The organism is Pantoea sp. ICBG 828 (genome assembly GCF_002928355.1).
GTDB classification, from domain to species: Bacteria; Pseudomonadota; Gammaproteobacteria; order Enterobacterales; family Enterobacteriaceae; genus Pantoea; species Pantoea dispersa.
On record NZ_POWN01000001.1, the window covers coordinates 738345 to 754267 of the forward strand.

Consider the following 15923-nt stretch of genomic DNA (forward strand, 5'->3'; position numbering starts at 1 on the left):
AAATTACAGCCACACAATGAATCAATATTCAGCGGGAGTTTAATAGCAAAAACCTATAGCTGCGCCGTAGTTGCACGTATCAGACAGCCCCGCAAGAATAGCCCCCCTGATTCCTGCGTGCCAGATCCCAGCTTAAAAAACGCCTTTTTGCGATAAGTTATGCATGTTTCTGCTATGCACTCTGGCACTAGCGGCATAAAGCACGACTAATATCTGGCAATAAAGGGCAAAATGCAGAATAAAAAGTGGTGGGCCTGAAATGAAAACTGCCGCAAAAAGCGGCAGTTAGCAGGAGGGGAAAAATCAGTGCAGCATGCTGTGGCTGCTGACGCTCGGCGGACGCTCCTCGTCTTCGCCCATCATCAGCAGATGATTGGCGAACGCTTCCATGATCACCATCGAAATCCCCTCTTCGCTCTGCTTCATGAAGTGGGTGAACTGACCAAAGGTGATGCCGGCGCTTACGCTGATTGACTGGCAGACGATCAGCTTCGGCAGGTTGTCATCCTGTATATCGATAAAGGCTTTCACCGTGAGCGAACTGGCATTGATTTGCGACAGTTCACCAACCAGCGGGATCAGCGCGGTGGGCTTTACTTCTGCCAGCGCCGAGAAGAGGATAACGTTATCCACCAGGTCGATTTTCGCGTCAAACACCCCGTCAAAATTCTGCATATGCGGCAGATGCAAAGCCTGGCAGGCATCGCATTCGAACCAGGTGATATTTTGTTGATCCAGCCAGCGACGCAGCATGTCGATGTCAGGAACGACCAGTGAATCCATCGTTGTATCCTGTGGGGTGAATAAATAAGCGCCTTAGCTTACGGAAAAATAGTCGCAGATGCCACGAAAACCGCGCAAAAGCGCGGTTCAGCCCCCGGTTTTCGGACGATAACCGGGACAGGCGTGCTGCTCTATCCAGCGGATCATCATGGCGGCAATGTCTAAACCGGTGCTGCCTTCGATGCCCTCCAGCCCTGGAGAAGCATTGACCTCCATCACCAGCGGACCCCGGTTGGCGCGCAGAATATCCACGCCCGCCACGGCTAATCCCAGCGTCGTGGCCGCTTTGACCGCGATCTCGCGCTCCTGATCGGTAATGGTGACGGCGCGGGCGCTGCCGCCACGGTGCAGATTAGAGCGGAAATCGCCCTCTTTCGCTTCCCGCTCAATCGCCGCCACCACTTCGTCACCAATCACCAGGCAGCGGATGTCGCGCCCGCGCGCCTCTTTAATGAACTCCTGCACCAGAATATGCGCATTGAGACCGCGAAACGCATCGATCACGCTTTCTGCCGCCTGGCGGGTTTCCGCCAGCACCACGCCGATCCCCTGCGTCCCCTCCACCAGTTTCACCACCAGCGGCGCGCCGCCGACCATGGCGATCACATCCTGCGTATCATCCGGCGACGAGGCAAAGCCGGTAACCGGCATGTCGATGCCCTCGCGCGCCAGCAGCTGCAGCGAGCGCAGCTTGTCGCGTGCGCGGGTAATGGCCACTGACTCGTTGAGCGGATAGCTGCCGAGCATCTCAAACTGGCGCAGCACCGCCGTACCGTAAAAGGTGGTGGCGGTGCCAATGCGCGGGATCACCGCGTCAAAATGGCCGAGCGCCTCACCGCGATAGTGCACCGCCGGCGAGTCGGAGTTGATATTCATGTAGCAGGAGAGCGGATCGATCATCTGCACCTGATGGCCACGCGCTTCCGCGGCTTCACGCAGGCGTTTACAGGAATAGAGCGCGCCGTCACGGGTGAGAATGGCCATCTTCATTGCAGCAGTCCCTGTACTTAGCGCGTTGCCCAGCCCTGCTGATGCAGGTAGTCCAGCATGAACGGTCGCGTTTCTTTAATGATCAAACGCTGAATCAGTTCGCTCCAGGTTTCCGAGCGCTGATTGCTGTCGCGCTGCTGATAGTAAGCGGTGATCTGCTGGTCATATTGCGCCAGCACTGCTTTATCCAGCGGCTGGTAGCGGTTTTCATGCACCAGCATCGCCTGCGGCATGCGCGGCTTGACGTCCGGTGACGCGTCGGGATGGCCGATGCAGAAGCCAAACAGCGGCAGCACAAACTTCGGCAGCCCCAGCAGCTCCGTCACCTGCGCGATGCTGTTGCGAATGCCGCCAATAAACACGCCGCCTAAACCGAGCGATTCCGCAGCGACCATGGCGTTCTGCGCCATCAGCGCGGTATCGACACAACCCAGCAGCAGCTGTTCGGCTCGGCCCAGCTGAGCCTCAGGGCAGATTTGCTGGTGGCGGTTGAAGTCGGCGCAGAACACCCAAAACTCCGCTGCGGCGCTGACCCATGGCTGGCCGCCTGTGAGCTGCACCAGCTGCTCGCGCAGGGCGCGGTCGGTGATACGCACAATGGAGGAACATTGTAAAAAACTGGAGGTCGAGGCCGCCTGCGCCGCAGCGATAATCGCGCTGCGCTGGGCGTCATCAATCCCCTGCTCAGTAAAGGCGCGAATGGAACGGTGGCTGCAAAGCAAATCAATAGTCGGCGTCATAATCCTCTCCGGTTACTTCTTTTTGTCGGTGTGATTGAACAACTGCGGTGCCATCGCCTTTGCGGTGCGCCACATCATCAGCCACGCTGCCGGCAGCATCAGCGCAATGCCGAGGAAAAACAGCAGCGTTGCCAGCGGTTTTTTCGCCATGAATGCCGGTGCCGCCAGCCAGTCGTTGACCAGCAGCAGCGCGCCAATCACTGCCAGCACGCCCAGCGCTTCCAGCAGTAGCACGGGTTTAGGCAACGTCGCCAGATTACGCATGGTTCAGGGCTCCTCAGTGTTCATCTGTTTCTGCTGCAGGTGATACCCGAATACTGTAGTACGGCATTGTGACCGGGTATAGACAGCGCGCATTAGAGTAACAGGCAATTTCTGCTTTTCTTAAGCAGGATGGGCGGGCATGATGTGACGCATTATTCACGCTGTGATGTGAGACAAGTCACAAAACAGCAGCGGAAGGAGAGAAGCAATGATTGCAGTGATTTTTGGCCGTTCCAGCTGCCCATACTGCGTACGAGCAAAAGAGTTAGCCACGAAGTTAACCAGCGAGCGCGACGATTTTAATTATCAGTACGTCGATATCCAGGCGACCGGCATCACCAAAGCCGACCTGGAAGCGCGTGCCGGTAAACCGGTTTCTACCGTGCCGCAGATCTTCCTCGACGACCAGCACATCGGTGGTTACACCGAATTTGCTGCGTGGACCAAAGAAAACCTCGGCATCGAAGCCTGACCTGACGGGCCTGCGGGCCCGTCTTCGCTTCACTCAGCTGGTGCGCATCGCCAGCATAATGCGCAACAGGCGCACCAGCAGCGCACCGCACCCCGCCCAGAATAGAGCACTCAGGCTCCACGCCGTCACCAGCAGCAAGCTGTGCGTCATCGGCATCACCAGCCACACCCACATCATGCCCAGCAGCGTCCCGCCCAGCGCGATCCACAGGGTGCCGATCAGCGGACTGTCCGGCTGCAGCAGCGCCATCACGATGCCCGGCAGCAGAAACAGCAGCAGTTCCGGCTGTCCACGCACCGCCTGCGTCGCGGCGGCGGACCAAAAATGATGTGCAAAAATAAACACCAGCGTATAAATCATCACGCCCAGAACCGATGCTGGCCAGCGATTATTGCGCTGCAACATACCTCTCCTCAACTTTGACGTTAACAATATTGAAACTTTTAACTGCCCTGATGCGCTTACGTGGAAATAAAAAGAAACAGCTGAAGGCAGAAGGAATGAAAACTGCTGATAGCTGAGGGTGTTAATTATGATTAGAATGGCGCCGCTTTATGTGGGTCACAGATTAAGAACATTCGGTGACCGGGCCGTGCGCTGCCGTCACAAGATAGCGAAAAAATCCCCTCCCATCAACCCGTTACAGGTAAATAAGAAGTTAAACCGTGAATATTAACGTCGCAGAATTGTTAAGCGGAAATGACGTTCTGTTATTATTTGTCGTATTAGCCCTCGGCCTGTGCCTGGGTAAATTACGCCTTGGCTCCGTACAACTCGGTAATTCTATTGGTGTGCTGGTGGTTTCGCTGATTCTGGGTCAGCAACACTTCGCGATAAATACTGACGCCTTAAGTCTGGGCTTTATGCTGTTTATTTTTTGTGTCGGGGTGGAAGCCGGTCCCAACTTTTTCTCCATCTTTTTCCGCGACGGTAAGAACTATTTCTTTCTGGCAATCGTCATGGTGGTCAGCGCTCTGCTGATTGCGCTGACGCTCGGCAAACTGTTTGGCTGGGATATCGGCCTCACCGCCGGCATGCTGGCCGGCTCGATGACCTCAACGCCGGTGCTGGTGGGCGCAGGCGATACGCTGCGGCAAAGCATCAGCGACACGCAGCTGCTGGGTCGCATGCAGGATAACCTCAGCCTAGGTTACGCCCTCACCTATCTGATTGGGCTGGTCAGCCTGATTTTCGGCGCACGCTACCTGCCGCGCCTGCAGCATCAGGATTTGCCGACCTGCGCCCAGCAAATCGCGCGCGAGCGCGGTCTGGATGCGGACAGCCAGCGTAAAGTGTTCCTGCCGGTAATTCGTGCTTATCGCGTTGGTCCGGAGCTGGTTGAGTGGAGCGGCGGCAAAAACCTGCGCGAGCTGGGGATTCACCGTCAGACCGGCTGCTACATTGAGCGCCTGCGGCGTAACGGCATTCTCGCCAGCCCGGACGGTGATGCCGTGCTGCAGCTCGGCGACGAGATTTCCCTGGTGGGCTATCCGGATGCGCATGCGCGTCTCGACGCCAGTTTCCGTAATGGTAAAGAGGTGTTCGATCGCGATCTGCTCGACATGCGCATCGTCACCGAAGAGATCGTGGTGAAAAACCACAACGCGGTGAATAAACGCCTGAGCCATTTAAAACTGACCGATCACGGCTGCTTCCTTAACCGGGTAATTCGCAGCCAGATTGAGATGCCGATCGACGACAGCATTATGCTTAACAAAGGTGATGTGCTGCAGGTGAGCGGCGAAGCGCGCCGGGTGAAAAGCCTGGCCGATCGCATCGGCTTCATTGCTATTCACAGCCAGATGACCGATCTGCTGGCGTTCTGCGCCTTCTTTATCATCGGCCTGATGATCGGCATGATCACCTTCCAGTTCAGCAACTTCAGCTTTGGCCTGGGCAACGCCGCCGGGCTGCTGTTCGCCGGCATCATGCTCGGCTTCCTGCGCGCCAACCACCCGACGTTCGGCTACATCCCGCAGGGCGCACTGACCATGGTGAAAGAGTTTGGCCTGATGGTGTTTATGGCCGGGGTTGGCCTGAGCGCCGGCAGCGGGCTGCAGCACGGTCTCGGCAGTGCGGGCGCGCTGATGCTGCTGAGCGGCCTGCTGGTGAGTCTGTTACCGGTGGTGATTTGCTATCTGTTCGGCGCTTATGTGCTGCGCATGAACCGCGCGCTGCTGTTTGGTGCCATCATGGGCGCGCGCACCTGCGCACCGGCCATGGAGATCATCAGCGATACCGCGCGCAGCAGCATTCCGGCGCTCGGCTATGCCGGCACCTACGCCATTGCCAACGTCTTGCTGACGCTGGCGGGGACGCTGATCGTCATCATCTGGCCGCTTTTGCCTGTTTAAAAATATTTTTACACGCGTCAGAACTAATCGGACGCGATGCAGTCTGAATAAGTGCCACTGCTTTTCTTTGAAATCCCCAAATTGAGGAGCCCGTTAGCCTTCTGCTAGCGGGTTTTTTTATGCCTGCCGCGCGCGCCCTTAAGGTTTCCCTAAGCGTGATTTGCCACCCTGTGACTCTGGTTTCGCTATTTGCAAATATTCATGCAACTTTCATCAAAGTTAAACACTCCAACAACCCGCAGTGAGATTCGGAGCGCGGCTATTTATTCTCTGTCCGCGCGCTTCTACGCTATCAACCTTATTTTGCTGGCAATTCTGGCGCTGGCGTTTCTGTGGTGGTCGCGCCACGAAAGCCTCGACATCGCCATCAGCCAGCGCTGGTTTGATCCGCTCACCCGGCGTTTTCCGTGGCAACACAACCGCTGGCTGGATCTGATTAACCATCGGCTGATGAAGGATGTGATTATCGCTGGCGCGGTGCTGCTGTTACTGCGCGGCCTGCAACAGCGTGACGCCCGGCGCGTGCTGGTGGCCCTGCTGTTTGGCATGGGGCCGCTGGTGGTGGGCATGCTGAAGGCGCACAGCGCGCACTCCTGTCCGTGGGATCTGGCGCTGTTCGGTGGCAATGCCGCGAGCTTTCCGCTGCTGGCGGCGGTGCCGGCCAACAGTGGCCCGGGCCAGTGCTTTCCGGGCGGCCATGCTTCCAGCGGCTTTGCGTTGATGGCGCTGTTTTTTTTGTGGTGGCCGGAGCGTCCACGCCGCGCGCTGCTGGCGCAGGCAATGGGTATCGCCTGTGGCCTGCTGATGGGCTATGGCCAGGTGATGCGTGGTGCGCACTTTTTCTCCCACAATTTGTGGGCGGGCTGGTGGGTGTGGCTCAGCCAGCTGCTGATTTTTGCCGCAATTTCTTTTTGGGTAAACAAGACGAGGACGAGGAAACGTGATGGAAGCTCTTAACCACACCCTCTTTTTATGGATTAACGCCACGCCGGATTCACCCGCGTGGCTGCTCAGCCTGGCGACCTTTATCGCCAAAGATGTGATTGCTATTGTACCGTTGCTGATTGTCGCCCTGTGGCTGTGGGGACCGCGCGATCAGCTGCAGTCGCAGCGCGCGCTGGTGCTGAAAACCGGCATGGCGCTGATTTATGCGCTGAGCATCTCCTGGTGCGTGGGCCAGCTGCTGCCACACCCGCGCCCGTTCGCCATTGGCTTCGGTCATCAGTTCCTGTCACACGCCGCTGATGACTCCTATCCCAGCGATCACGGCACCACAATTTTTACCTTCGCACTGGCGTTTATTTTCTGGCACCGTCTGTGGTCCGGGGTGGTTTTGCTGGCGATTGGCAGCGCCATTGCCTGGTCACGCGTGTATCTCGGCGTGCACTGGCCGCTGGATATGCTGGGCGGTTTTCTGGTGGGGTTGCTTGGCTGTCTGGCTTCGCATCTGGCGTGGCAGCTGTACGGTCAGCGCATGCTGGCGCTGACGCATCAACTCTACCGCGCCCTGTTCGCGATGCCGATTAAAAAAGGCTGGGTGCGCGGATAAACTGCGCCGGCAGGCGGGTTAGCCACGGGCTGACCCGCCGCCCTGAGATTAACTGAACCACTTACCGAACCAGCCGTTGAATTTCATCATAATGAAATCCCAGATACGGCCAATAAAGCCGGCTTCCGGTACATCCTCCATCGCCACCAGCGGACGCTGTTCAATGGTTTTGCCATCCAGCTGGAAATCGATAGTACCCACTACCTGATTCTTTTTCAGCGGCGCTTCCAGCTGCGGTGTGTTGAGGGTAAAGCTGGCCTTGAGATTTTTCATCTGCCCTTTCGGGATAGTGATCGCCGCATCCTTCGCCACGCCGAGGCTGACCTGGCTGTTTTCGCCAAACCACACGCGCTGCTGGGCAAACGGTTTATCCGCTTTAATCGGCGTAACGGTTTCATAGAAACGGAAGCCCCACGTCAGCAGCTTCTCACTCTCGCGGAAGCGGATTGCATCGGTCTGCGCGCCCAGTACCACCGAAATCAGACGCATATCGCCGTCCACCGCTGAAGCCACCAGATTGTTGCCCGCCCCCGAGGTATGCCCGGTTTTGATGCCGTCAACCTTGAGGTTGCTGCTCCACAGCAGCCGGTTGCGGTTCATCTGTTTGATATTATTAAAGGTAAATTCTTTTTCGCTGTTCAGCGCATACTCTTCCGGCACATCACCAATCAGGCGCTGGCCGATGATCGCCATGTCGCGTGCGGTGCTGTACTGGCCTTCGGCGTCCAGACCGTGCACCGTCATGAAGTGGGTGTTTTGCAGGCCAAAGGCTTTAACGTAATTGTTCATCAGGCCAATAAAGGCATCCTGACTGCCGGCGACATAGTCCGCCAGCGCGATACAGGCATCATTCCCCGACTGGATCACCACGCCCTTATTCAGTTCCGAGACCGGGATGCGGTCGCCCGGCTTGAGGAACATCAGCGACGACCCGCGCAGTTTCGGATTGCCGGTGGCCCAGGCATCCTGGCCGATGGTCACCATGTCGTTACTGGTGATTTTGCCGGATTTCAGCGCCTGGCCGACCACGTAGCTGGTCATCATTTTGGTCAGACTGGCGGGATCAAGACGCTGGTCGGCATTGGACTCTGCCAGCACTTTGCCGCTGCTGTAGTCCATCAGAATCCAGGCCTTTGCCTCAATCTGCGGTGCCGCCGGTGCCTGCTCGGCCTGAGTGGTGACAGGGACGAAAAGCAACAATAATGAACTGGCCGCCAGTGGCCGCCAGACTGAAGTCAGGGATGTTTTTCTCATGAGCGTGACCCAATTGTCCTTGTAAAATCACGGATTTGTGCAGGTAAGACATGTCTTACCAAACGCTAACGGTTCACGCCGGTGAAAAAAACCGCCAGACCGTAAAGTTTTTTAGAGTTTGTTAGAGTAACCCTGGCATTAAGGCCGCTGCGCTGCCAGTGCGCGGGCGTCAGGGCAGAGGAAAAATTGCGAGAAATTCCGAATTTTCGCAGAACAGTTAAGCCAGTCACAAAATTCCGCTAACCTGATGCCAGTCAGCCCGAGGAGAATCATGATGGACTTAGCCGTTTTCGATCTGGATGAAACCCTGATTTGTGAAGACAGCACCAGCCTCTGGCTGCGCTGGCTGGTTTCGCAGGGGTTTGCACCGGAAGAGATCATTCGTCAGGAGCAGGCGCTGATGGCGCAATACCACGCCGGCAGCCTGTCGATTGAAGAGTACATGCGCACCACGCTCTCACCGCTCACCGGCATGGCGACGCTCACCGTCGCAGGCTGGGTGCGGCGCTTTATTCATCGCGATATCCTGCCGCGCGTCTTTCCCGCCGCGCGCGAACGCATTCAGTGGCATCAGCAGCGTGGCGACACGGTAATGATTATTACCGCCAGCGGCGATCACCTCGCCGTGCCGATTGCGGAACGGCTGGGCGTACACGGCGCGCTGGCGATTGGCGTGGAAGTGGTCGATGAACGCTACAGCGGTGAGATTTACGGCACCGCCACTTACCGTGAAGGCAAAGTTTCACGACTCAGCGACTGGCGAGCGCTGCAGCAGGATCGACGCTTTGAGCGCACCTGGGCGTACAGCGATTCGATGAACGATCTGCCGCTGCTGTCGCATGCCGATCATGCATGGGTGATTAACCCGGATGCGCTGCTGCAGCAGGAAGCGCAGCAGCGCGGCTGGCAGGTGTGTAACTGGGTGCGCTGATTTAACCCCGCGCGGCGCTGGCGGCATCCGCCAGCCCGACTTTCAGCAGCTTGCCATTGGCCTCATCGGTCAGCACATACAGATAACCATCCGGACCCTGGCGAACATCGCGGATGCGTTCGCCACGGTCACCCAGCAGCCGCTGCGCCTCTTCAACCTTCTCGCCGTTAACGCGCAGACGGATCAGACTTTTATCTTTCAGCGCACCGATAAACAGCGAGTTTTTCCACTGGGGAAAGCGCGCGCTATTGTAAAACGCCATGCCGCTGATGGCCGGCGATTGCTGCCAGTAAAACAGCGGCTGCTCAGTGCCGGCAACGGCGCTGCCCTGCGCTTCCGGCACTTTCTGCCCGCTGTAATCAATGCCATACGTCGCCAGCGGCCAGCCGTAATTTTTGCCCTTCGCCGCCAGATTCACCTCATCGCCGCCACGTGGGCCGTGTTCACTCTCCCACATCTGCTGCGTCCACGGATTAAGCGCCAGCCCCTGCGGATTGCGCACGCCGTAAGACCAGATCTCCGCGCGTGCGCCCTGACGATGGTTAAACGGATTATCCGCCGGCACCTTGCCGTCCTGCGTCAGGCGGACAATTTTGCCCGACAGTTTGTCCAGCTGCTGCGCGCTGCGGCTGGCAAAGTTATCGCCGAACGCGATGTACAGATAGCCCTGGCGATCAAACGCCAGCCGCGTGCCGATGTTGGCACCGCCGGACAGTTTCGGCGTTTGCTCCAGCACCACCTTAAAATCCTGCAGCTGACGGAGATCCGCGCTGAGCGTGCCGTAACCCACTACGCCGCCCGCACGGCCGGTGTCATCGGCGGTGGTATAACTGAGCCACACCCGACGGCTTTGCGCGAAGTCCGGCGCCAGCACCACATCCAGCAGACCGCCCTGGCGGTTGGCCCACACGTCGGGTACGCCACTAATCGGCTGCGATAGCCCCCGGCCCGGCTGCCAGCTGCGCAGCTGTCCGGAACGTTCGGTAATCAGCAGGGTTTGCTGGTCGGGCAGAAACGCCACCGACCACGGATGATCGAGCTTGTCCTGTAACACCTGCACCTGGACATCGGCCGCCAGCGCGGTAAAGGAACCGCTGAGCGCGCCAGCCAGCAGCGCAACACGCCATAAACGCATGGGATTCTCCTTTTCACAGTCTGCCGTTAAGGGTAGTCAGCCAGTAAGAAAGGATGTGCAGGATTTACAAAACATTAAGCCCGGCGCAGTGGCCGGGCGGATAGCAGGCAAGATTATTCGAAGCAGGTTTCCGGGTTTTCCGACAGTGAAATGAAGGATTCACCGCCTTTGGTCAGGGCAATAATGCCGCCGCTTTCAATATCATAAACCCAGCCGTGCAGGCGCAGCTTGCCTTTACGCAGCGCGACCGAAACGGAAGGATGCGTTTTGATATTGTTGAGCTGGGCAATCACGTTCTCTTTCACCATTTCGTTGAGGCGTTTCTCAACCGATTCGTAGTTGCGCTCTTCCACCACCGCTTTTGCCGCATTGGCGTAGTGCAGCCAGTGATCAACCGCCGGCATGCTCTCGAGATCGGCGTTGGACGCAATCGCGTTCATCGCACCACAGTTGGAGTGACCACAAATAATAATCTCGGTTACGCCCAGCGCGACCACCGCATACTCAATGGTTGCCGACACGCCACCCGGCTCCGGACCAAACGGCGGGACGATATTACCGGCGTTACGGATCACAAACAGCTGGCCCGGCTCCGACTGAGTCACCAGCTCTGGCACCAGACGGCTATCCGAACAGGAGATGAATAAAGCTTTAGGATTCTGGTTGGACGCCAGACTCTTGAAAAGATCCTTCCTTTCAGGAAACACATTCTGTTGAAAATTCAGAAAACCTTTGACGATCTCTTGCATTTGTCTGCTCTCACATTATCCACTTCAGCCCCGGCAGAGAGAAACTCACCGCTGGCGCGCTTTAAAATTCTGTAATGTCGATAATAACTTACAATTACCAACCCGATATTTAAGCAAAATCGACCCGCTTGCACAACCCGGATGTCCGCCATGCTCACTAAGCGTACACCAAACAAAATGTTGCGCCAGGTAACCGCCCTGCCCTGACATATAAGATTATTAGATTGACAATATTAGATTTACTCTTTATTTTCTAATTATCCCTTGCAGGGATGGCAGGTGAAAAGAGGTGCATTGTGGTTGAAGTATCCTGGTCTAAACGTGCCCTGAAACACCTGATGAAGATCGACAAACGCTATCAAAAAAGCATCTTTGAAAAGACATCCCAGCTGATCGCCTTTCCGGCCGTCGCCCTGGACATCAGGAAGCTGCAGCAGAGTGATAATCGTTACCGTCTGCGGGTGGGCGATTATCGGGTTATCTTTGCGTTGATAGAGGGAGAGCCTGTCGTTCTTGAGATTGTAGAAGTTGCACGCAGAACCTCTCATACTTACTGATACTCTGCGGGGGAAACCCCGCAGCTATGCACCTGATGACATTGGCCGCGACCTGACGCTACCCGGATAACGTATGTCAAAACAGTATATTTATGATGAAGCAGGCGAACCGCAATTCGTGGTTCTGCCTGTCGCGGAGTATGAAAAGCTGCTTTCAGATGCGGAAAGCAACTGGACAACCCTCGCGATTGAAGCGGATGAACATGATGATGAAACCGTGCCGCATGACGTGGTTGGCATTATGCTCAGCCAGGATATCAGTCTGCAGGCGGCCTGGCGTGTTTACCGTAACCTCTCGCAGCAGTATGTTGCCGAACAATTAGGGACCACGCAAAGTGCAATTTCCCAACTGGAACGCAAAGAGAGTAAACCACAGAAAAAAACGCGCGAGCGCTTAGCCCGACTCTACAGCTGCCGTCCGGAACAATTATTGCTGTAATTCCCCCGGCCACCGTTTGCGTGGCCTTTTTCTCTGATTTCGACAGCGCTTCCCTATACATTTTCCCCGTCAACCTCTGTACAATCGCGCTCCTGTCCACCTTAATTATGATGAATTTTTATCCTTATGAGCCATGTCAAAAATCCGCCGCGTGTAGGCTTCGTCTCTCTCGGCTGCCCAAAAAACCTCGTCGACTCTGAACGCATCCTGACGGAGCTGCGGACAGAAGGCTACGACGTGGTGCCACGCTACGATGATGCGGAGATCGTCATCGTTAACACCTGTGGATTTATTGACAGTGCCGTACAGGAATCACTGGAAGCGATTGGTGAAGCGCTGAACGAGAACGGCAAAGTAATCGTCACCGGCTGCCTCGGCGCCAAAGTGGATCAGATCCGCGAAGTGCATCCGAAAGTGCTGGAGATCACCGGCCCGCACAGCTACGAGCAGGTGCTGTCGCACGTGCACACTTACGTGCCAAAACCCGAGCACAACCCGTTCCTCAGCCTGGTGCCGGAACAGGGCGTGAAACTGACGCCGCGCCACTACGCTTACCTGAAAATTTCCGAAGGCTGTAACCATCGCTGCACCTTCTGCATCATCCCGTCAATGCGTGGCGATCTGGACAGCCGTCCGATTGGCGCGGTACTTGATGAAGCTAAACGTCTGGTGGAAGCCGGCGTAAAAGAGCTGCTGGTGATCTCGCAGGACACCTCCGCGTACGGCGTCGATGTTAAACACCGCACCGGTTTCTGGAACGGTTCGCCGGTGAAAACCAGCATGGTCAGCCTGTGTGAGCAGCTGGCGAAACTCGGCGTCTGGGTGCGTCTGCACTACGTTTATCCGTATCCGCACGTGGATGATGTGATCCCGCTGATGGCCGAAGGCAAAATCCTGCCTTACCTCGATATTCCACTGCAGCACGCCAGTCCGCGTATCCTGAAGCTGATGAAGCGTCCGGGCGCGGTTGAGCGCACGCTGGAGCGCATCAAACGCTGGCGTGAAATCTGTCCGGAGCTGACGCTGCGTTCCACCTTCATCGTGGGTTTCCCGGGCGAAACCGAAGAAGATTTCCAGATGCTGCTCGACTTCCTGCGTGAAGCGCGCCTCGATCGCGTTGGCTGCTTCCAGTACAGCCCGGTTGAAGGCGCCACGGCTAACCAGCTGCCGGATCAGGTACCGGACGACGTCAAGCAGGCGCGTTTTGACCGCTTCATGCAACTGCAACAGCAGATCTCCGCAGAGCGTCTGCAGGAGAAAATCGGTCGCGAGATTCTGGTGATCATCGATGAAGTGGATGAAGAAGGCGCGGTCGGCCGCAGCATGGCCGACGCCCCGGAAATCGACGGTGCGGTGTACCTGAATGGCGATCGCCAGGTGAAGGTCGGCGAGGTGGTGCGGGTCAAAGTCGAACACGCCGACGAATACGACCTGTGGGGCTCGCGCGTTTAACCGTACTTTTGCTGGTGCGCTTTTTTGCGCGCCAGATAATCGTTATCGGCGCGCAGCCGGTCCCAGCACGCTTTGAACACGGCCGCCGCAGCGGCCTTTTCTTTCTCTACCGTACGCGGCAGCTCTTTGCCGTCGGCACCGTATTTCCGTCCGCCCTGATGATTGCTGTAGCGGCGCGCGCGGGTGTACCCCATCTGAATAAATTTGCGCGCCATATCCATACCGACAAAATCATCCTGCGCGCGATACGCCTCGAACAGCTGCATGATTTTTTCTGATGACTGCTGCGCCAGCTCGACGGTGCGAAAGCGCCAGTGCGGCAGAATTTCGCTCTTATAAGGTTCCACCATCAGCACCCCCTGCTCGCCGCGCCCGACCTGATACAGCTCCGGATGCTGACGGAAGTCGAGCTGTTTAAAATCCTGCTGGTAATTGAAGGGTTTCATCCCCTGGCCTCCTGTCCGTAACCATTACTGCGGTGAATTATTTCGCTGCCGCACTTTAGTGATGCTTTTTTCCACCGATAACATAACTACCGGCTCATTTGCTAAGAGATGCTCACATGTTCAACAAGATGAAAATTGTGACCGCCATTGTGGTTATTCTGGTGGTATTCACAGCCATGCAGGCCATATCCGGCTCGCTCTTTTTCTCCTCGCTGCGCGCGGGACAACATAATTTCACCGCCAGCAATCAGTTGTCTCATCAGCAGCGCGAGCTGGGCGACGGCTGGCAAACGCTGGTGAAAACCCGCGTCACCATCAACCGCGTGGCGATCCGTATTCTGAAAAATCAGACCGACGAGCAGTCGCTGGCGGCGATCAACAAGCTGCTGCTGGCAGCCGGTGCCTCGCTGGAAGCGGCGCAGCAGCACTTCAATCAGTATAGAAGCTATCCGCGCATCGACGGCCAGAGTGCGTCGACCGCCGATCTGATCGACAATAAATTCAAAGCGTTTGCCGCGCTGCTGCAGCAGTCCGCCGTGTTTCTGAAAGCCAATAACTACGCGGCCTACGGCAACCTCGATGCGCAGCAGGCGCAGGATGAACTGGAACAGGCTTATCAGCAGTGGCGCGATGAAAACATGCAGCTGATCAATCAGCGCAGCCTGCAAAATGACAGCAACTATCAGCAGGTGCTGCTCATGATTGCCGTCATCGCGCTGGTGGTGGTGCTGATGGTGGCGGCGGTATGGACGCTGGTACGCCGCGTGCTGCTGGCACCGATGCAGCAGGTGCAGCAGCAGATCGAGCGCTTTGCCGAAGGCGATTTGTCAGCCAGCCTGCAGGTGGCAGGCCGCAGTGAAATGGCGGCCATTGCCGCCAGCCTGAATCATATGCAGCAGGCGCTGCTTGGTACCATTAATAACGTGCGCGACAGCGCGGATGCCATTTTTGGCAGCGCCAGTGCCATCGCCAACGGTAATAATGATCTCTCGGCGCGGACCGAACAGCAGGCTGCCTCACTGGAAGAGACCGCCGCCAGCATGGAACAGCTGACCGCGACCGTGAAGCAGAACGCTGACAACGCGCGTCAGGCCACGCAGCTGGCGAAAACCGCGTCGGACACCGCCGATAAAGGCGGTAACGTGGTGGAAGGCGTGGTGAAAACCATGCGCGACATTGCGGACAGCTCGAAGAAAATCGCCGACATTACCAGCGTCATCGACGGTATCGCTTTCCAGACCAACATTCTGGCGCTTAACGCCGCGGTAGAAGCGGCGCGTGCCGGTGAGCAGGGGCGCGGTTTTGCGGTGGTGGCGGGCGAAGTGCGCAACCTGGCCCAGCGCAGCGCGCAGGCGGCGAAAGAGATCAAACTGCTGATTGAAAACTCCGTGCAGCGCGTGGACCTCGGTTCGCAGCAGGTCAGCAGCGCTGGCGATACCATGCAGGAGATTGTCAGCGCGGTGACGCGCGTCACCGATATCATGGGCGAGATTGCCTCTGCCTCCGATGAGCAGAGCCGCGGTATCGACCAGATTGGCCAGGCGGTGAATGAGATGGATCGCGTGACGCAGCAGAACGCCACGCTGGTGCAGGAATCGGCCAGCGCCTCGGCATCGCTGGAGCAGCAGGCCAGCCGGCTGTCATCAGCGGTGGCACGGTTCAACACTGGCGCACGCCCGACCGCTGCGGTAACCGAGCGGATGGTGAAACCGGTGGTGCCCGCCCCGACCCGCGCCCTGCCCGCGGCGGTGAGCCACGGTAACGATAACTGGGAAACGTTTTGATGCGCTGAAGTGTTAATAAAATCA

Annotated in this window: 18 protein-coding genes; 9 read left to right on the forward strand and 9 right to left on the reverse strand. The window is 57.2% G+C overall.

What is annotated here, in order from left to right:
* Positions 1-303 precede the first annotated feature (303 nt).
* The 4 genes from C1Y43_RS03515 to C1Y43_RS03530 all read right to left on the reverse strand — a co-directional run bounded on the left by C1Y43_RS03515 (position 304) and on the right by C1Y43_RS03530 (position 2777).
* On the reverse strand, positions 304-783 hold the full coding sequence (locus tag C1Y43_RS03515) for a YbjN domain-containing protein (RefSeq protein ID WP_021508382.1): 480 nt from the start codon (positions 781-783) through the stop codon (positions 304-306).
* Positions 784-870: 87 nt separating this feature from the next.
* Positions 871-1773, reverse strand: a complete 903-nt coding sequence (rimK, locus tag C1Y43_RS03520; RefSeq protein ID WP_021508383.1) for a 30S ribosomal protein S6--L-glutamate ligase — start codon at positions 1771-1773, stop codon at positions 871-873.
* 17 nt (positions 1774-1790) lie between these two features.
* Positions 1791-2513: an oxygen-insensitive NADPH nitroreductase gene (gene nfsA, locus C1Y43_RS03525; RefSeq protein ID WP_058757789.1), complete on the reverse strand. Its 723-nt coding sequence runs from the start codon at positions 2511-2513 to the stop codon at positions 1791-1793.
* A gap of 12 nt (positions 2514-2525) precedes the next feature.
* Entirely contained in the window at positions 2526-2777 is a 252-nt protein-coding gene (locus tag C1Y43_RS03530; RefSeq protein ID WP_059008991.1) for a DUF1418 family protein, read from the reverse strand.
* 208 nt (positions 2778-2985) lie between these two features.
* Here C1Y43_RS03530 and C1Y43_RS03535 point away from each other — a divergent pair, with 208 nt between their 5' ends.
* Positions 2986-3249: a GrxA family glutaredoxin gene (locus tag C1Y43_RS03535; protein WP_010618314.1), complete on the forward strand. Its 264-nt coding sequence runs from the start codon at positions 2986-2988 to the stop codon at positions 3247-3249.
* 33 nt (positions 3250-3282) lie between these two features.
* On the opposite strand, the gene ybjM is transcribed toward C1Y43_RS03535, so the two are convergent.
* A complete protein-coding gene (gene ybjM / locus C1Y43_RS03540) occupies positions 3283-3654 on the reverse strand; it encodes an inner membrane protein YbjM (RefSeq protein WP_104187013.1) in 372 nt (123 codons plus the stop codon).
* Between the two features lie 260 nt (positions 3655-3914).
* Here ybjM and C1Y43_RS03545 point away from each other — a divergent pair, with 260 nt between their 5' ends.
* The 3 genes from C1Y43_RS03545 to ybjG all read left to right on the forward strand — a co-directional run bounded on the left by C1Y43_RS03545 (position 3915) and on the right by ybjG (position 7152).
* Positions 3915-5603, forward strand: a complete 1689-nt coding sequence (locus tag C1Y43_RS03545; protein ID WP_021508387.1) for an aspartate:alanine antiporter — start codon at positions 3915-3917, stop codon at positions 5601-5603.
* Between the two features lie 201 nt (positions 5604-5804).
* Positions 5805-6560 (forward strand): phosphatase PAP2 family protein, encoded by a 756-nt coding sequence (locus C1Y43_RS03550; protein WP_104187014.1) that lies wholly within the window; start codon positions 5805-5807, stop codon positions 6558-6560.
* Positions 6547-7152, forward strand: a complete 606-nt coding sequence (gene ybjG / locus C1Y43_RS03555; RefSeq protein WP_021508389.1) for an undecaprenyl-diphosphate phosphatase — start codon at positions 6547-6549, stop codon at positions 7150-7152. Before C1Y43_RS03550 ends, ybjG begins: the two co-directional genes overlap by 14 nt.
* 48 nt (positions 7153-7200) lie before the next feature.
* Here the strand turns inward: ybjG and C1Y43_RS03560 are convergent, their stop codons facing one another.
* The gene (locus C1Y43_RS03560) at positions 7201-8406 is read right to left on the reverse strand and encodes a serine hydrolase (RefSeq protein WP_104187016.1); all 1206 of its coding nucleotides are present in this window, start codon (positions 8404-8406) and stop codon (positions 7201-7203) included.
* A 274-nt stretch (positions 8407-8680) separates the two neighbouring features.
* Here C1Y43_RS03560 and C1Y43_RS03565 point away from each other — a divergent pair, with 274 nt between their 5' ends.
* Positions 8681-9337, forward strand: coding sequence for an HAD family phosphatase (locus tag C1Y43_RS03565; RefSeq protein ID WP_021508391.1), 657 nt, complete (start codon positions 8681-8683; stop codon positions 9335-9337).
* 1 nt (position 9338) lies between these two features.
* Here the strand turns inward: C1Y43_RS03565 and C1Y43_RS03570 are convergent, their stop codons facing one another.
* Together C1Y43_RS03570 and C1Y43_RS03575 are read right to left on the reverse strand one after the other, a co-directional pair.
* Positions 9339-10472 (reverse strand): PQQ-dependent sugar dehydrogenase, encoded by a 1134-nt coding sequence (locus C1Y43_RS03570; RefSeq protein ID WP_021508392.1) that lies wholly within the window; start codon positions 10470-10472, stop codon positions 9339-9341.
* A gap of 113 nt (positions 10473-10585) precedes the next feature.
* Positions 10586-11221, reverse strand: a complete 636-nt coding sequence (locus C1Y43_RS03575) for a carbonic anhydrase (RefSeq protein ID WP_021508393.1) — start codon at positions 11219-11221, stop codon at positions 10586-10588.
* Positions 11222-11517: 296 nt separating this feature from the next.
* Between C1Y43_RS03575 and C1Y43_RS03580 the strand changes: the two genes are divergently transcribed.
* The 3 genes from C1Y43_RS03580 (at position 11518) to rimO (ending at position 13669) form a co-directional block, all read left to right on the forward strand.
* Positions 11518-11778: a type II toxin-antitoxin system RelE/ParE family toxin gene (locus C1Y43_RS03580; protein ID WP_031279864.1), complete on the forward strand. Its 261-nt coding sequence runs from the start codon at positions 11518-11520 to the stop codon at positions 11776-11778.
* A 73-nt stretch (positions 11779-11851) separates the two neighbouring features.
* Positions 11852-12217 (forward strand): helix-turn-helix domain-containing protein, encoded by a 366-nt coding sequence (locus C1Y43_RS03585; RefSeq protein WP_021508395.1) that lies wholly within the window; start codon positions 11852-11854, stop codon positions 12215-12217.
* A 126-nt stretch (positions 12218-12343) separates the two neighbouring features.
* A complete protein-coding gene (gene rimO, locus C1Y43_RS03590; protein ID WP_104187018.1) occupies positions 12344-13669 on the forward strand; it encodes a 30S ribosomal protein S12 methylthiotransferase RimO in 1326 nt (441 codons plus the stop codon).
* On the opposite strand, the gene C1Y43_RS03595 is transcribed toward rimO, so the two are convergent.
* A complete protein-coding gene (locus C1Y43_RS03595) occupies positions 13666-14115 on the reverse strand; it encodes a DUF4385 domain-containing protein (protein ID WP_021508397.1) in 450 nt (149 codons plus the stop codon). The genes rimO and C1Y43_RS03595 overlap by 4 nt on opposite strands.
* Before the next feature lie 116 nt (positions 14116-14231).
* On the opposite strand from C1Y43_RS03595, the gene C1Y43_RS03600 reads away from it, so the two are divergent.
* Positions 14232-15899, forward strand: coding sequence for a methyl-accepting chemotaxis protein (locus C1Y43_RS03600; protein ID WP_104187019.1), 1668 nt, complete (start codon positions 14232-14234; stop codon positions 15897-15899).
* The last annotated feature ends 24 nt before the right edge of the window (positions 15900-15923 follow it).

Excerpts from the sequence above, each read along its gene's own strand:
- C1Y43_RS03565 (WP_021508391.1), top strand. The coding sequence starts at position 8,681 with ATGGACTTAGCCGTTTTCGATCTGGATGAAACCCTGATTTGTGAAGAC.
- C1Y43_RS03515 (WP_021508382.1), bottom strand. The coding sequence starts at position 783 with ATGGATTCACTGGTCGTTCCTGACATCGACATGCTGCGTCGCTGGCTG.
- C1Y43_RS03535 (WP_010618314.1), top strand. The coding sequence starts at position 2,986 with ATGATTGCAGTGATTTTTGGCCGTTCCAGCTGCCCATACTGCGTACGA.
- C1Y43_RS03585 (WP_021508395.1), top strand. The coding sequence starts at position 11,852 with ATGTCAAAACAGTATATTTATGATGAAGCAGGCGAACCGCAATTCGTG.
- C1Y43_RS03550 (WP_104187014.1), top strand. The coding sequence starts at position 5,805 with ATGCAACTTTCATCAAAGTTAAACACTCCAACAACCCGCAGTGAGATT.
- rimK (WP_021508383.1), bottom strand. The coding sequence starts at position 1,773 with ATGAAGATGGCCATTCTCACCCGTGACGGCGCGCTCTATTCCTGTAAA.
- C1Y43_RS03530 (WP_059008991.1), bottom strand. The coding sequence starts at position 2,777 with ATGCGTAATCTGGCGACGTTGCCTAAACCCGTGCTACTGCTGGAAGCG.
- C1Y43_RS03570 (WP_021508392.1), bottom strand. The coding sequence starts at position 10,472 with ATGCGTTTATGGCGTGTTGCGCTGCTGGCTGGCGCGCTCAGCGGTTCC.
- ybjG (WP_021508389.1), top strand. The coding sequence starts at position 6,547 with ATGGAAGCTCTTAACCACACCCTCTTTTTATGGATTAACGCCACGCCG.
- C1Y43_RS03595 (WP_021508397.1), bottom strand. The coding sequence starts at position 14,115 with ATGAAACCCTTCAATTACCAGCAGGATTTTAAACAGCTCGACTTCCGT.
- ybjM (WP_104187013.1), bottom strand. The coding sequence starts at position 3,654 with ATGTTGCAGCGCAATAATCGCTGGCCAGCATCGGTTCTGGGCGTGATG.
- C1Y43_RS03560 (WP_104187016.1), bottom strand. The coding sequence starts at position 8,406 with ATGAGAAAAACATCCCTGACTTCAGTCTGGCGGCCACTGGCGGCCAGT.
- C1Y43_RS03600 (WP_104187019.1), top strand. The coding sequence starts at position 14,232 with ATGTTCAACAAGATGAAAATTGTGACCGCCATTGTGGTTATTCTGGTG.
- nfsA (WP_058757789.1), bottom strand. The coding sequence starts at position 2,513 with ATGACGCCGACTATTGATTTGCTTTGCAGCCACCGTTCCATTCGCGCC.
- rimO (WP_104187018.1), top strand. The coding sequence starts at position 12,344 with ATGAGCCATGTCAAAAATCCGCCGCGTGTAGGCTTCGTCTCTCTCGGC.
- C1Y43_RS03575 (WP_021508393.1), bottom strand. The coding sequence starts at position 11,221 with ATGCAAGAGATCGTCAAAGGTTTTCTGAATTTTCAACAGAATGTGTTT.